Annotated in this window: 24 protein-coding genes; all 24 read right to left on the bottom strand. The window is 34.7% G+C overall.

What is annotated here, in order from left to right:
• Nucleotides 1–170: 170 nt before the first annotated feature.
• Entirely contained in the window at nt 171–485 is a 315-nt protein-coding gene (locus FAY33_RS18265) for a hypothetical protein (protein ID WP_143322719.1), read from the bottom strand.
• A gap of 42 nt (nt 486–527) precedes the next feature.
• Nucleotides 528–881 carry a hypothetical protein gene (locus FAY33_RS18270; RefSeq protein ID WP_143322721.1) on the bottom strand — a complete coding sequence of 118 codons (354 nt, stop codon included), beginning with the start codon at nt 879–881 and terminating at the stop codon, nt 528–530.
• Between the two features lie 3 nt (nt 882–884).
• Nucleotides 885–1,205 (bottom strand): hypothetical protein, encoded by a 321-nt coding sequence (locus tag FAY33_RS18275; protein ID WP_143322723.1) that lies wholly within the window; start codon nt 1,203–1,205, stop codon nt 885–887.
• Between the two features lie 9 nt (nt 1,206–1,214).
• Entirely contained in the window at nt 1,215–1,589 is a 375-nt protein-coding gene (locus tag FAY33_RS18280) for a hypothetical protein (protein ID WP_143322725.1), read from the bottom strand.
• Nucleotides 1,590–1,973, bottom strand: coding sequence for a DUF551 domain-containing protein (locus FAY33_RS18285; RefSeq protein WP_143322726.1), 384 nt, complete (start codon nt 1,971–1,973; stop codon nt 1,590–1,592).
• 60 nt (nt 1,974–2,033) lie between these two features.
• Nucleotides 2,034–2,282, bottom strand: coding sequence for a hypothetical protein (locus FAY33_RS18290; RefSeq protein WP_143322728.1), 249 nt, complete (start codon nt 2,280–2,282; stop codon nt 2,034–2,036).
• Nucleotides 2,283–2,306: 24 nt separating this feature from the next.
• Complete coding sequence (locus FAY33_RS18295) at nt 2,307–2,621, bottom strand: hypothetical protein (protein ID WP_143322730.1); 315 nt, start codon at nt 2,619–2,621, stop codon at nt 2,307–2,309.
• A 181-nt stretch (nt 2,622–2,802) separates the two neighbouring features.
• Entirely contained in the window at nt 2,803–3,015 is a 213-nt protein-coding gene (locus tag FAY33_RS18300; protein WP_143322732.1) for a hypothetical protein, read from the bottom strand.
• 32 nt (nt 3,016–3,047) lie between these two features.
• Complete coding sequence (locus FAY33_RS18305) at nt 3,048–3,491, bottom strand: macro domain-containing protein (protein WP_143322734.1); 444 nt, start codon at nt 3,489–3,491, stop codon at nt 3,048–3,050.
• Nucleotides 3,492–3,496: 5 nt separating this feature from the next.
• Nucleotides 3,497–3,715: a hypothetical protein gene (locus FAY33_RS18310; protein ID WP_143322736.1), complete on the bottom strand. Its 219-nt coding sequence runs from the start codon at nt 3,713–3,715 to the stop codon at nt 3,497–3,499.
• Between the two features lie 706 nt (nt 3,716–4,421).
• A complete protein-coding gene (locus tag FAY33_RS18315; RefSeq protein ID WP_143322738.1) occupies nt 4,422–4,640 on the bottom strand; it encodes a hypothetical protein in 219 nt (72 codons plus the stop codon).
• A 1-nt stretch (nt 4,641) separates the two neighbouring features.
• Nucleotides 4,642–4,938: a hypothetical protein gene (locus tag FAY33_RS18320; protein WP_143322740.1), complete on the bottom strand. Its 297-nt coding sequence runs from the start codon at nt 4,936–4,938 to the stop codon at nt 4,642–4,644.
• A gap of 35 nt (nt 4,939–4,973) precedes the next feature.
• The gene (locus FAY33_RS18325; RefSeq protein ID WP_143322742.1) at nt 4,974–5,267 is read right to left on the bottom strand and encodes a hypothetical protein; all 294 of its coding nucleotides are present in this window, start codon (nt 5,265–5,267) and stop codon (nt 4,974–4,976) included.
• A 78-nt stretch (nt 5,268–5,345) separates the two neighbouring features.
• Nucleotides 5,346–6,293, bottom strand: coding sequence for a hypothetical protein (locus FAY33_RS18330; protein WP_143322744.1), 948 nt, complete (start codon nt 6,291–6,293; stop codon nt 5,346–5,348).
• A complete protein-coding gene (locus FAY33_RS18335) occupies nt 6,253–6,846 on the bottom strand; it encodes a type II toxin-antitoxin system PemK/MazF family toxin (RefSeq protein WP_143322747.1) in 594 nt (197 codons plus the stop codon). The genes FAY33_RS18330 and FAY33_RS18335 overlap by 41 nt, the downstream gene beginning before the upstream one ends.
• A gap of 151 nt (nt 6,847–6,997) precedes the next feature.
• Nucleotides 6,998–7,162 (bottom strand): hypothetical protein, encoded by a 165-nt coding sequence (locus tag FAY33_RS19660; protein WP_185967708.1) that lies wholly within the window; start codon nt 7,160–7,162, stop codon nt 6,998–7,000.
• 45 nt (nt 7,163–7,207) lie between these two features.
• Complete coding sequence (locus tag FAY33_RS18340) at nt 7,208–7,717, bottom strand: hypothetical protein (protein ID WP_143322749.1); 510 nt, start codon at nt 7,715–7,717, stop codon at nt 7,208–7,210.
• A gap of 70 nt (nt 7,718–7,787) precedes the next feature.
• Nucleotides 7,788–8,420 carry a hypothetical protein gene (locus tag FAY33_RS18345; RefSeq protein ID WP_143322751.1) on the bottom strand — a complete coding sequence of 211 codons (633 nt, stop codon included), beginning with the start codon at nt 8,418–8,420 and terminating at the stop codon, nt 7,788–7,790.
• 64 nt (nt 8,421–8,484) lie between these two features.
• A complete protein-coding gene (locus FAY33_RS18350) occupies nt 8,485–9,399 on the bottom strand; it encodes a DUF6551 family protein (RefSeq protein ID WP_143322753.1) in 915 nt (304 codons plus the stop codon).
• Between the two features lies 1 nt (nt 9,400).
• Complete coding sequence (locus tag FAY33_RS18355; protein ID WP_143322754.1) at nt 9,401–10,438, bottom strand: ParB/RepB/Spo0J family partition protein; 1,038 nt, start codon at nt 10,436–10,438, stop codon at nt 9,401–9,403.
• Nucleotides 10,392–11,513 carry a DUF262 domain-containing protein gene (locus FAY33_RS18360; RefSeq protein ID WP_143322756.1) on the bottom strand — a complete coding sequence of 374 codons (1,122 nt, stop codon included), beginning with the start codon at nt 11,511–11,513 and terminating at the stop codon, nt 10,392–10,394. Before FAY33_RS18360 ends, FAY33_RS18355 begins: the two co-directional genes overlap by 47 nt.
• 72 nt (nt 11,514–11,585) lie before the next feature.
• The gene (locus FAY33_RS18365; protein ID WP_143322758.1) at nt 11,586–11,819 is read right to left on the bottom strand and encodes a hypothetical protein; all 234 of its coding nucleotides are present in this window, start codon (nt 11,817–11,819) and stop codon (nt 11,586–11,588) included.
• Nucleotides 11,820–11,963 carry a hypothetical protein gene (locus tag FAY33_RS19665; RefSeq protein ID WP_185967709.1) on the bottom strand — a complete coding sequence of 48 codons (144 nt, stop codon included), beginning with the start codon at nt 11,961–11,963 and terminating at the stop codon, nt 11,820–11,822.
• On the bottom strand, nt 11,964–12,989 hold the full coding sequence (locus FAY33_RS18370) for a tyrosine-type recombinase/integrase (protein ID WP_143322761.1): 1,026 nt from the start codon (nt 12,987–12,989) through the stop codon (nt 11,964–11,966). It lies immediately after the preceding gene.
• Nucleotides 12,990–13,105: the final 116 nt, after the last annotated feature.

Consider the following 13,105-nt stretch of genomic DNA (forward strand, 5'->3'; position numbering starts at 1 on the left):
TTTCTTCATATATGCCGTAAGTTAGCTACTCTTACAGCTTCAGCATAAAATAAACATTTTGTCACAAATTTATGTAGTTTCTTGTCTCTAAAATCAATGGATAACCGGCTTGAATTAAGCCAATAGAAATGTTATTATAAGAAATAACACTTCGGTTTATCCGTGTGTTGCTACTGACAGGTAGAGTTGGCGACCAAACTTCCTCTATCTGTCTTTTTAATACTATCTTCATCATTATTATTTAGAAAATCATTGTAAGTTACCAATGTCAAATGTTCTTTATTCGGAACTTCGACATATGCAACAAGTTCATCTTTTTCTATAACAAAATATGGATAATCATCATAATCCCATGGATCAGTGAATTCAGTCTCTTTCCCAGAGATTAATGCAATACCTATAAGATATCTGGCTTCCTTTGTATCTTCTACCTTAACAATAATATCACCATCTAAAAATGCTCTGTCTATGCTGTTAAATGTCATTGTGAATCAACTCCTTTCCTCATCAATTTCCGATTTTGTCGGCTATTTACTTCGCAATGCTTCTTCGGCTTCTTTCTGGCTTAAAAATACATCACGTCCCATTTTACCTAACACACAACAATTTTCGGCAAATATATGTACTCCGCACTCATCAATCATAATTTGGCTCACAGTATCTTCAAATACTGCCGTATTCCCCTTATAGGTTTCGCAGCTATCAAAATCACCTGTATCGAATGGGCAGTTGTCTTCATAAGGACAGTAATATCCAGTTGCAGTACCAGGACTCCCATCGGCTTCGTAAAGCGTTCCATCAAGTTGATCTGATATATGTTCGCATTCAGCAAGAACATATACCTTATCTCCTATAGTACATGGTAGCCGAAACAGTCTCATCTTCTACTCCTTCCCACATAATCCAAAAGATGTAATTGTCATACCTTTTACAATCTTATCCACGATATCGACCTGCTCACAAGTCCCACCATGCCATATAACGCCGCCTACCTCAATGCAACTATCTCTCTCTATAAAGCAAACTTTACTTGCTACGCCAATACAAACATGCTCTCCGTCATCTTTTACAATTTCTATAGGTCTTTCGTTTGCATCTTTACAGGCTTCTTTAATTGCATTTATATCATACGGAACACCATTTCCATCTGGTTCATTGATTGGAACCGGAATCCTGAATTTTACCTCTATATTTTTTATTCTCATCTACTCACCTCAACTTTCTAATTCTTTTACAAAGGTTACTCCATACGCGAGTTCTTCCTTCTCATCAGCTTCTTTAACAAACTTAGCAGATGTAATGTCACATAAACAGCGTTGGGTCATATTGTTCCTATTATCCAATTCGTTTAATAAATTGTCAGCACACCAAGTCCCATCATTATAGTGATAATTAATCTGGTTTTCATCCCAACTTTCAGGAACAGATAATACAGTTCTCACCGTAAAATCAACAACCACCGTTTTTGACTTTATTACACAATCATCTTTATGCTGTTCTCCTAATAATCTACCGCAGTAAAAACATCTGTCTGGTTCACCGGCAGGTCTAGTAGAAGTTTCTGTAACAGTCCAGTTTTCTCTTTTCATTTACTCACCCTTATACCCTTCTGGTAACGACTGCCATGCTTTTATTCCTCCATGAATTCTACCCCAATACCATGTTAATTCATGTTCTCCATCATATCCCTTGTTTCCAATTCTTTGTAATTTTGTAACCTTACCGTTCTCTGTAGTAACAAGTACGTTAATTACTGGATTGAAAGTGTTTCTATTATATGTAAGAATATCCTCTGGCATGGACTTTGAACACGAAATCCAATCATTAGAACATTCAGAAGCAATTTGTTCTACGATTTCAATACAACTGTCAATTACGCCACGTACCAATTCATGATCCCCATATGTCCCAACAAGCCCCTCTGTCGGAATCTTGTTTAATTTATCTATAATCCGTTTAAATTCCTTTTTCATTTTACCTCAACTTTCTCAATAAAATTATCCTTTCCTTGTAATGTAAATTTCGTTTAATATTTATAGTTCAAAATATTCTGATAGAATATCTACAATTGCTTTTTTGAAATCTCTTCTGACATTACTGCCATCATCAATATCCAAGTCATCGTTATACTCTATCCATTCATACAGTTTTTCCTCTAAGTCCTGAGATAACACCTCCAATGCAATATCCTTATTCATGTTTTGGGTGATACAATTTGATATGGATTTTTTAACTTTATTGTCGTTATCAAAATCCTTAATAAAATCTGTTAATGTATACATGATTACCTCCTTAAAATTTCAGTTTTACCGCTTAAAATGCGACCTGTTATTGCACCCTAAGCATATATTCACATCTTCTCCCAGGTGTGCGCAATAATCACACAAGATCAGTTCGCACCTATGGTTCCATGCTTTTATAAATTCATCAATCTCGCAGCACCCAATAGAAAAGTGTAATCCGCAATTACAATCTACATAATACGGGTCGCCACCACTGTCCGGGTCAAAGAATGTTGGTTTCCACTCTTCTGGGCCTCCTTGAACTTCTACAAGCTTTCCGCAGAAAGGGCAATGTGTTAAATTCGGCTTTCCATAGACAAACAACTCTTCATCATCCATACTTGTTACTTCCTTCAGGAAATTCTAATTTAATCTTGTATGGTCATGTGTCAAATGTAATTTCAAGAACAACCATGCTTCATATGATTCTTCAAATTCACATAGCCAAAACCTATTAATCATAGTTTTAAATAGCCCCGTACAGTGTTTCCAATCCTGTTTATCAAACCTCATAATCCTTTTAATCACGTTTATCTCCCTTCCCAATTTTAATCATTTTGTAACCATTTTTACGATTATATGTATTTAAGACTTCTACGAATGGAGCATTACGTAGTTCATATATCTTCATCTTTTCAAAATCCAAAATACATGTATTATCTAAAATACAATCTACGCCATTTAATACCTCGTTAATCCTATCTGTTTGATTTTTCACTTCAGTAACATCCATATTTTTTATCTCCTTACCAAATAATGAGTTTATCATAACTCACAGACTAAAATTTCAATATCGCAACCTCGAAAAATGTCATCTATAAGTCCTTTTACCTGATCCCATTTTAAACGATCCAGTCCGCAACCAATTTTTGGCATAGCTATTTTATCAATATGATACTTGCAGCATAAGTCCCTCATTTCGATTAAGGCATTGGCAAGAGATCTATATGTTGGTTTCTGATAATATCTTTCTTTGGTTATCAGATTGAACACTCTTCCTTGTAAAATGCAATCTCCGATTCTCTGAGTGTGAGTCCATTGATTCAAATAATCCGGATATGATCTTTGTAGAATATGCTTCATATTAAATCGCTTATTAAATTCTACCACAATGCCCTTACCCATTCCAAAATCGGCACCAATACAATGAGCCAAATAATAATCTTCGGAAACAGAAAATAGATCTCTCTTTTCTTCTTTTAAATTCATAGTCTCTACCTCAATTCTTCCACGCTGCAAATTTCTTTCATTTCCGAATCGTTTACATGATATACTCTTCCATTAAATGCAAACATCGTATATCCAACATCTTTTGCAATTTTTCTAACTTTGTCATAATGTCCGAAAAACTTCTTTGTATCAAATACATCTCTCCACGACAACTGTATTTCCTCCTTTGGTGGATTGGACACCGAAATTATATCAATTCCCATAGACCCTCCTACGAATATAGATACAAATGTGAAATACAAATAAATCAAACGTCAACAAGTGCTCCCCTTTATCAAAAGTACTGAATGAAACACCTAATGCAATATCCAATGTGCTAAATACCAATCCCACATAATCATTATTTTTACCGAGTAGCGTCGTCTCCAAATATTTTCTCCTTTCAATTCGATAAAACAAAGATTTTACCCTAATAGCTAATAGTTGCTACATTTGTATCATCAGAAGAATCAATCTCCAAGGCTTCAGAGTAATGATTATAAATACCACCTTCCTCTTCTGTGTCATCTATTTTTTTGCGTTCTTTAACTCTTCGTCGCTTACAAGTCCACCAATTCTCACTGTCATTCCTGCTGGTAATTCCATTAGTGCAGTAATCAATTCATACACCTTCATATTTTCTCCTTTCCCTTACAATGAAACACGAGTTTACTTAAAATTCCTCAGTTTCAAATTCCCATTTTTGAATATGAAACCAGAATCTTTCTCTATCTTTTTCAAACATCACAACGTAACTGTCTGTCTTAGGTCTTAATCTGACTCTACTGCTATCACAGTATCCAACTGCATATTTTCTAACACACCTCATTACATTTGTTAGTTCAAATGCATCCGAGTAATCTATATCCACCACTTTCGTAAATTTCATATGTAAAACAATCAGAATTTAATTCTGGTAATTGTTTTATATCAAACATCGTCTTCCTCATCTCTTTTCCATAATCCATTTCTAGCTGTCCCTGGCATTAAGTAATCTGATTCATGCTTAATAATGTAATCAAAAACATCTCCCAACGCATTGTTATATCCAAGATCCATCTCCGTTGTAGCCGGGTATTTTCTTGCACCAGCACATACAGACAAGATTAATTCGAATGCTCCACCTCTGGCTTTCTTTTCTAAATCCATTTTATTCCCACACCTCTTTCTTCTGTAGACATTCTTTATAAAATTCAGGGAAATTAGCACTTCCTAAATCACTGTTCTCCGATACTACGAACCGGCTTCCGCATTTTGGGCATTCACATTCGTTCCAAAAAATATCATGCTTATAGCTACAGCCATCTTTGTAAATATCATTCCTATGGAACCAGTTTTTGCAATCTGGGCATTGCACAGCCATATGTCTAATAGGTATGGCTTCAAATTCAATCTTTATTTTTACTATTTTCTTTTCTGGCTCTACATTATTACCGTAATACCCCATTTTTCACTCCTCCTATTTTCTAATAAAATACGCATTTAAATGGGTTCACATCCCACTATTTCTTTTGTAATGTATAGTCTATATGTATAATCAATTCCATCAAACCACAAATCCAACCCACATAAATCTAATTGATTTCTAAGAAGCAAGGCATGGGTTAAATCTATTTTTACATGATGAAATTTATCACCAATTACAATAACATTATTAAGATTTGATATGATACTATAGCCTGCCAAATTAATCAGTTTTCGATTCTTCTCATTTCCGGTTTGGATAATAATATTATTTCCTACGTGTTGACTTATTAACTCCTCAATAATTGCCACTATATTCCTCCTATGGTTTAGATTATCTTTTTGTGCTCCTATTATTTAAACGCCAAAATAAAATGACGTTTAAATTCGTTACAGAATCTTATTATGTTTAATCAATGGAGCATAAACTTTATAATCGAATAAAAGATTTTTAACAGGTGTCGTTATATTAAGTTTACCTAGGGCTGTTTTCATCAAATTTATATCCTGCTGTCGGTAGTCTGTTCTGTTGCTACTACTTAAAATGCTTAATAAGGTATCTTTTCCTATCTCGTCTATTAATCTAAAAATAATGCTCGAATCAGATAAAAAAATGGGGCTAATACACAAGGCATTAAATTTACGTGATATAACTTTTTTGTGTTGTTCTATATCATCAGCGGGGGCATCTGTTCTAGGGCTGACAGTCTGCCTTATTAAAAATCCATTCCTATCATAAAAATCCCATTTTGTTTCCTTGCTGCGAAGTAGCACATTAAATGAACTCATGTCATACATATCACTAATTGCAGCAATTGTATCATCTTTCAAAGAAAGTTCGAATCCATTTGTATTGACCGTCTTGTTATAAAAGTCAACATCACTATATTTAAGACTTGCCAACTCTTTTTGATTTTTAATCCCATCATACAGAAGTAATGCGATAGATGTATAATATGGCACGTTATATCCCATCATTTTACATTTATTTATGACATATTCTCTTGAATACAATTCAACATTTCCAAGGCTTGCTATTTTATTGATGATATAATCTCTTGTAAACAATAAGCTTTGATTGAATGGATTAAATTCAATATATCCTTGAGAAATGCAATATTCGTAAAATTGACCAAATTGACCAACCAACTTAGATATATGCAATGGTCTATAATACCTTTTCTTTATAAGAAAAAAATCAAAAAGCATTTCATCTGTAAAACTAACCAGATTTGTTCCATACTCGCTTTCATATTGTAATATATGGGTGCCACCAATTGCTTTTGCGGATTCTGGCTCAGTTGTAGCAAACTCTTCTAATATCTTTTTTGAGTCCATTTTTATTCCTCTCGCTTTTTATTTTGGTAATCATTGATTTAATACCATTTTGCACATCCATAGTGTATTGTATTCGATCCAAAATGTCAACATCATCAATATATCCGATTTTGTCATAAATATAGCAAGATGGTATTAGATCTTCGCATTCCGCAAGTAAAATAGAGTCTTCTTTTAATCCAAATTGACCAGCTTTAAAGTATGTGTGCGTAGGGAGATATTTCTTCTCTTTTGATGTAAATGGTATAATGTGAATGTTGCCTTCTGGTGCATTGTTATTGGCATTATTGGACACAATCAATACAGGTCTAATGTTCTGCTGCTTATGGCTACGCTTTTTTCTTGTAAGAGGATTACTCATGTATTTACCAATCTGACCAAGCGGAATTAACTCATCACAGTCAGGGACTTCCACTTCCGGTAGATAAGCCATCCTAATTTCTCCACATCTAATTTTGGTGTTCTGATACCTAAAAGATACCTCTTTTTCAGTATTATAAATAAAATATGCTTTAGTTATCGCATTATCATCGATTATTTTTTGTTCAGTCATTTGTTTCGCCCTCCAAGTAGTTTGTATTATCTCTTTGTTGTGATAACTATAACATATTATTTTTAAGGTGTCAACTAGTTTGGATAATCTTTTTATATTTTTTCCATTTTATGTACCACTTCATATGTAAGACCTTCATTAAATGTCGAATTCATGGTAATTTATTAAATAATATTTCTTCTAAATCAGAAATTATTTGCTCATAAATTAAATATGCTCCATCTGAATCGTATGTGGCATCAGACTTCTTTTTGTAGCACTCTATCAAATCTACGAGCTGATCTCGTACCCAAACAGCATTGTTCATATCTTCCATGTACACCTCTTCTCATAAAATCTAGGTTTACTTGTGATTCTGACTTCACATTGGCTTCAACGTATTATCGTATCTCCAATATCTAATGCAAACATTACTGGGATACCCATCGCTACACCCTTCATCGTCATATTCTGTAAACTGGTAAAAACAAATTCCGTTCCAGATATGACGATTATGCTCAACTCCTTTATTATCCAAAACCACAACCCATTTATCTTTTTCTGGAATCGAATAGTCAGAATTATTCCATTTATATGCTTTACAAGATGTTCTATTTTCAAGATCTGACCTAATGGACTTGTATTCATTTATTTTATTGCTAAGATAGCTTCTGATTTTATTTATTACTTCTCTTTTTGCATCTTCTAACGATCTGGCTCCCAAAAATCTATTATCTAATACAATAACCCTACCTTCTATCCCGTTTTTCAAATAACATTGAGCATAATAACGACCATTTCTTTTCTCTATCCATGCCATATGCTCATCTCCTATATACAAATCAACTTCGCAAGTCAAATCCTCAGATTTTTCCCATCTGTAGTTTCCCATAATTCATTCCCTTCTATATAATAGAAGCAACAGACCCATTCCATTGCCTCTATTATATCAGATATGTATTTTACTTGCCAACGAAACTTTCTAATTTCTTCTGCGATCTAAGCACCTGGCTCATTCTCACATTCGTTTCCTTATTATATATGTATTGAGCATATCCATCAAGGATACTATTGTCTACGTCCACGATAATAGGCTTAATAGGCTGATGGTAGCGTTCCGCATATTCCTTGATGCTATTTAGCTTCTGCTCTGATACGGTGCTTCTAGCGTAGATTTCAGGCACTTTCAAGTCATCTGTTTTTACATAATTGTACGGTCTAACACAACCAATCATCTTTTTGAATGATTTTCTGTCACAATTAATCATAATGGCATTAATAGTTTCCTGTCCGATAGAATCAGCGATAACGTAATAATGCCAGCCTGTAAGCAAATTAAAATTGCCGGGATCTTCTACGTCAGGATGAACAATTATTGTTCCAGTAACCGGCACATTATTAATTCTGTAATATGCGTTAGTCTTTGAAATATCATGCCGTTTCAGTCCGTCAATATGAACTTGATATAGTAGCTTGATCTTCTCCATAGGAATTTCAACTGTATTACTTTTATTCATATCTCTGAATTTGATAATTCTATCGTTGTTATATGCAGTTATTTCACTATTGTTTTTAAAGCGTTTACTTTTAATCATTGATATTTTCTCCTTTAATATTTAAAATTAGGTGCATAGCCAAACGACCACGCACCTCAACAATTTACATATATTCAAGCTTGTCCACTTTAGATTTTCCCTTATTGTAAATATCGGTAAATGGTTTTAAATACTGTCGCTTACTATCCAAAGTTGTATAATACCGCTTGAATTCCTCAATGAGCATATCTGGAGAATATTTCTTCAACTTTTTAATAAGAAGTTTATCATCAATTTCATCTCCAAATTCAGCATAAAATGTAGTCAATCCATCAATGATTTTGCCAGTACAAGCATTTTTTCTTGTGCCACATTCAAAGCTCTCATAAATAATATGTAATACTCTTCGGAAATCAGATTCATTCAGAGTGTCAAGAAATGCTTTTCTAATGGCGGTAATCGCTACAATTTTACCCACCTTATTATTTTTGTTATCTCCGAACCCAAACGTTAATCCTTCTTCCTCAACAATCCTGTTCATATCAACTGCCCACTGAGCACGACTCTCTCCTTCTGCCATGATTAACGCCTTTAACTGTGAAAGATTGTCTATTGCCCGTTTATTCTCGTCCTGCGTGGCAAATAAATATGATAACTGGGCTTCTGTTGCATTATAAAGGATTTTGCATGGGACAAACGGGTCGTCCCAATAACCCTCCGCAAGTCCCGATAATCCACCATTAACCCTATGATTCCCATCACACGTTGTCCTGTCACTATTGTCGTCAATTGCAATTGTAATCGGATCTAATCTCACCATAGACGGATTTCTTTTGATATTATCCACCCTTGCTTCATCAATTTTTCTCTGATATTTGGTATTCTTTAATGTCCTGATATCTACCTTTCCAAAACAAATGAAGATATTAGGAAATTCCTTGTCAAATCCAATCTTGTCATAAATAATTAGACTGTTGTCTCCTGCCTTAATCATCATGTCGATATTCTTTGCTAATTTTCTTACCGCTGTTACTCCCATTTTAATTTCCTCCTAAAAATAAATTTTTGTATCCGTTTAAATCGGATATGATTTTATTGAAACATATTCTCAGTTCATCTTTATCCTTGTCTGTGAACTGATGAATTTCCTTCTGGTACATCATGCACTCAATCATGCCACTTGAAAAAATATCAATATGTCTTTCAACCTTCTGTAATAGCTTACTTTTTTCTATTTTGGTTCCAGGCTGAATAATCGCTCCATTGTTAGCATAATTGTCAATAATTTCTCTGGTAGTCTTTCCCTTTAGAAATTCATTTGGGTCTACTGGTGGCGAGTTATCCTGTTTAGGCTCCTCTGGTTCCTTTTCTTCTCTCTTAGCTTTTTCGATATATGAATAAGGACTCTTCTTTCCTTGTTTGATAAGTTCAATGTCCTCTTCAGGAATATCCACCTTATCAATATTCTTTGCTAATTCCTCAGCGGTAGAAACACTTCTCTTGTTTAAGACAGCTCGGATCAAATCAGCTTCTTCAGTTCTGCCTTCGTCGAGAAGTTTATCGATTGTTGAAATAGTTTTTATTGCCCTATCTGCTTCTCTACCAGAACGTAAACCGACTTTTTTAGCCGTAATATCACGAGATTTACCTTGTTCTACCTGTTCTACAGCATGTGGCGGAACTGCCACAAGCTGGGGTTTTGCTCCTCCAGTTGACGTTGCCTGCCTTTTTTTAGCAAGAACCTCCTCTACCTCTTTTAATGCCTTTGCTTCCCTGGACTTCTGTTCAACCGTCTTTTCTCTAGTTGCATTATTATCAATGATGAATTCAATCTCTTCCTCTGGCGTGGCAAAATCCCTCACCTCAACATCTACTTCTTCAATACCAAGTTGAATACAGGCTTTTCTCCTCATATGACCGGCAAGAATGATGTTTTGGGAATTAATCACCATCGTATGAACAGTGTGGCTTCTGCGTATTTTTTCTACTAATACAGACACATCTTCGTCATATCCATAAATTTCTTCATTCTTAGGATGCGGTTTCAAGTCCGCTATCTTCTTCTTCATTGTCTTCATTGCTTTCATTACCTCCAGTTACTTTTATTGCATATTCCCTAAGTTCTCTATCCATGGCGAATACTCTACCTTCAACTTTGGACTTACTTGTAGAACCAGAACCACAAAAATCCATATATCCAGAAGTCTCATTCAACACATCAAACCACCTTTTAAGGAAGTCCTTATACTGATCTTCTGTGATTTCATTGTCCTCGTCTAAAGCGCCCAAAGCATCGAGATTCATAATTAACATAGGAATATGTATCTTCTTTAACTGCTTATCAATTTCTTCGCTATATGGAAGTATGCTAAATAACTGGTCAAATAATTCTTTGCAATATTCAACCTGTTTGAAGTCAGGGTTCTCATTGAAATGTTCTGCAAACTTAAGAACTTCATTGGCACCAAAATTCTTATATGGATATTCTGTCAGCAACATGAGTGTCTGCAAGATGCAGCTTGTAATTTCTCCACGTTTTCTTTGCGAGTTGGTGAAACAGGCACGATTTACAAAGAAGTCATTCTCTTCAATCTCTTTAATCTTCCCGGCAAGTTCTGTGCCTAATTTAACAGTAGCCTTCTGTGCCTTTGTAAAGGTACTACCATTGTTTAACCTGTAAAATTGTTCCTCTACCTGTTCATCTGTATAACCAGCCAGTAACTTTGCATTGATTTTGAAACTTTTAAAAATCTCTTTCAGAGAATCGTCTAACTGAGAAAAAGATTTATTTGCAACCTCATAAGTTTTAATATTGTCAATCCTGTTTTTTTCTTCATCGAAACTGAAGTCATTGACAGTAATCGGATCTAAGTCTTTAGACAGTTTAAAGCCATCATTGTAATAATCGTAAATTGTGGTAAGCCTCTGCTTGCCGTCCAGAACCGACATAGGACAAAAATCATCGGTGCCTTCCTTAATAATGTAAACCTCTGGCACCAAGTACCCATTTAAAATTGTATCTATAAACAAACTCTTCTGCTCTTTATCCCATTGACCTGATTCTCTTTGGATAGGGAAGTCAAAAGATAATGTATTTTTATTCATTCTTTTGATTACGTCTTCTACTGTATAACTCCAGCTTCTATTTTCCATGGTTTCCTCCTTAATTTATTGCACGAAAAAAGGACTAAAAATTAATTAGTCCTCTTGTCAATGTCTGATATTTTATTTTCCTTCATGTTTCTTAATAGCAGCCTTCTCAGATGGAGTTAAATCCAGATGTCCATAAGAACAATCCATTGCACGTTTTTCAACTGATTTCATGTATTCTCCGCCGCCAGGATAATCTTTATATTTCCAATCAAGATATTCCTGAGTTCCATATCTTGGACGTGCAGTTTTTGCTTTATAATATACAATCATTCCAATAATAAATAATAATCCTAATAATGTTTCCATTTACGCCACCTCATCATCTTTCTTTATTGTTTGATATCCAGCATGTTCCAGTGCATCTTTAAAATTAGTATACCATGTGTAATGCCCATTTTCATCATCTAATTTCATAATATCTCCCGGTTCTAACTTAATTCCATTATCCATTTACTTTTCCTCCCGTTTCTCTGTCTCATAACAAGCTAAATTCCTAGCATTCCTCTTTCTTTCATCTTCCATGGCAGCATAATGCTTCTTTGTTGTGTTAACATCTGAATGTCCCAAATTTTCAGCCACCAGAAAAATGTCTCCTGTCTCCTTATATAAATGCGTTGCAAATGTAGCTCTTAGCTTATGAGGGCCAATATTCTTACCCGTAGCATCTAAAGCATATTTCTTGACAAGATTTTCAACTGCTCTCACGCTTATTCTTCTTCTATGAAGAGAAATAAACAATGCATCTGTATCTATGACATTTTCAAACTGTTCTCTTTCTTCTATATAAACACGCATTACTTCGCAAACATCATCGCCAAAGTAAATATGTGATTCTTTTCCACCCTTTCTAATAATGTTAATTCTATTTTCATCAAGGTCAACGTCCTGAAGATTCAATCCTACGCATTCAGACACTCGTATGCCGGTTCCAAGTAGTAACATGATAATTGCTATGTCTCTGTTATTATTCTTGTCTGTATGCCATTTCTGTACACTCTGGACGTTCTCTTTGACTCCTTTAATTAAGTCAACGGCTTCGTTATTTTTAAGATACACAATTGGCTTCTCGTGCAGCTTGGGAGTTTCTACAATATCCATCACATTCTTTTCAAGTCTCTGGCTCCGGTAGAAATACCGATAGAAACTTTTCAATGCATTGATTTTTCTGGATATACCTCTCTCACTGTTTGACCATTCGGATTTTAAATATAACATATAGTCGCTAAAATCTTGTACTTTTATTCCTTCAAGCTGTTGCAATGTGATATCCTTTACTTCTATATTAAGCGTCTCTCCAAGAAATAAGAAAAATCGCACCACATCATAAGCATATGACAATCTGGTATTGGAAGAAGTCCTTGGCTCAATTCCCACAAAGAAGTCAAGACAGAACTCCGGGAGTCCAGAGATTATCTCTCTAACCTTCCGATCATTCTTTACATCCTGTTGTTTTCTGTATGATTGCGATTCTCTCATTTCTTTTCACGTTCCTTTCTTTTTTTAACTGAACACGGATTCTATGGTAAATTTCAGTTTTGCTGTTCTATGCTTTACCTTCGTAAACCTGCACTATATTTACACTGACCACAGTG

The organism is Clostridium sp. HBUAS56010, assembly GCF_007115105.1.
GTDB lineage: Bacteria > Bacillota > Clostridia > Lachnospirales > Lachnospiraceae > Lacrimispora.

What these genes read in the sequence shown, in the direction of transcription:
- FAY33_RS18360 (WP_143322756.1), bottom strand. Translation starts at nt 11,513, where the DNA reads ATGGAAAATAGAAGCTGGAGTTATACAGTAGAAGACGTAATCAAAAGA.
- FAY33_RS18345 (WP_143322751.1), bottom strand. Translation starts at nt 8,420, where the DNA reads ATGATTAAAAGTAAACGCTTTAAAAACAATAGTGAAATAACTGCATAT.
- FAY33_RS18305 (WP_143322734.1), bottom strand. Translation starts at nt 3,491, where the DNA reads ATGAATTTAAAAGAAGAAAAGAGAGATCTATTTTCTGTTTCCGAAGAT.
- FAY33_RS18300 (WP_143322732.1), bottom strand. Translation starts at nt 3,015, where the DNA reads ATGGATGTTACTGAAGTGAAAAATCAAACAGATAGGATTAACGAGGTA.
- FAY33_RS18285 (WP_143322726.1), bottom strand. Translation starts at nt 1,973, where the DNA reads ATGAAAAAGGAATTTAAACGGATTATAGATAAATTAAACAAGATTCCG.
- FAY33_RS18370 (WP_143322761.1), bottom strand. Translation starts at nt 12,989, where the DNA reads ATGAGAGAATCGCAATCATACAGAAAACAACAGGATGTAAAGAATGAT.
- FAY33_RS18290 (WP_143322728.1), bottom strand. Translation starts at nt 2,282, where the DNA reads ATGTATACATTAACAGATTTTATTAAGGATTTTGATAACGACAATAAA.
- FAY33_RS18265 (WP_143322719.1), bottom strand. Translation starts at nt 485, where the DNA reads ATGACATTTAACAGCATAGACAGAGCATTTTTAGATGGTGATATTATT.
- FAY33_RS18310 (WP_143322736.1), bottom strand. Translation starts at nt 3,715, where the DNA reads ATGGGAATTGATATAATTTCGGTGTCCAATCCACCAAAGGAGGAAATA.
- FAY33_RS18275 (WP_143322723.1), bottom strand. Translation starts at nt 1,205, where the DNA reads ATGAGAATAAAAAATATAGAGGTAAAATTCAGGATTCCGGTTCCAATC.
- FAY33_RS18340 (WP_143322749.1), bottom strand. Translation starts at nt 7,717, where the DNA reads ATGGGAAACTACAGATGGGAAAAATCTGAGGATTTGACTTGCGAAGTT.
- FAY33_RS18315 (WP_143322738.1), bottom strand. Translation starts at nt 4,640, where the DNA reads ATGGATTTAGAAAAGAAAGCCAGAGGTGGAGCATTCGAATTAATCTTG.
- FAY33_RS18270 (WP_143322721.1), bottom strand. Translation starts at nt 881, where the DNA reads ATGAGACTGTTTCGGCTACCATGTACTATAGGAGATAAGGTATATGTT.
- FAY33_RS18320 (WP_143322740.1), bottom strand. Translation starts at nt 4,938, where the DNA reads ATGGGGTATTACGGTAATAATGTAGAGCCAGAAAAGAAAATAGTAAAA.
- FAY33_RS18295 (WP_143322730.1), bottom strand. Translation starts at nt 2,621, where the DNA reads ATGGATGATGAAGAGTTGTTTGTCTATGGAAAGCCGAATTTAACACAT.
- FAY33_RS18355 (WP_143322754.1), bottom strand. Translation starts at nt 10,438, where the DNA reads ATGAAGACAATGAAGAAGAAGATAGCGGACTTGAAACCGCATCCTAAG.
- FAY33_RS18350 (WP_143322753.1), bottom strand. Translation starts at nt 9,399, where the DNA reads ATGGGAGTAACAGCGGTAAGAAAATTAGCAAAGAATATCGACATGATG.
- FAY33_RS18335 (WP_143322747.1), bottom strand. Translation starts at nt 6,846, where the DNA reads ATGACTGAACAAAAAATAATCGATGATAATGCGATAACTAAAGCATAT.
- FAY33_RS18280 (WP_143322725.1), bottom strand. Translation starts at nt 1,589, where the DNA reads ATGAAAAGAGAAAACTGGACTGTTACAGAAACTTCTACTAGACCTGCC.
- FAY33_RS19660 (WP_185967708.1), bottom strand. Translation starts at nt 7,162, where the DNA reads ATGGAAGATATGAACAATGCTGTTTGGGTACGAGATCAGCTCGTAGAT.
- FAY33_RS18365 (WP_143322758.1), bottom strand. Translation starts at nt 11,819, where the DNA reads ATGGAAACATTATTAGGATTATTATTTATTATTGGAATGATTGTATAT.
- FAY33_RS19665 (WP_185967709.1), bottom strand. Translation starts at nt 11,963, where the DNA reads ATGGATAATGGAATTAAGTTAGAACCGGGAGATATTATGAAATTAGAT.
- FAY33_RS18330 (WP_143322744.1), bottom strand. Translation starts at nt 6,293, where the DNA reads ATGGACTCAAAAAAGATATTAGAAGAGTTTGCTACAACTGAGCCAGAA.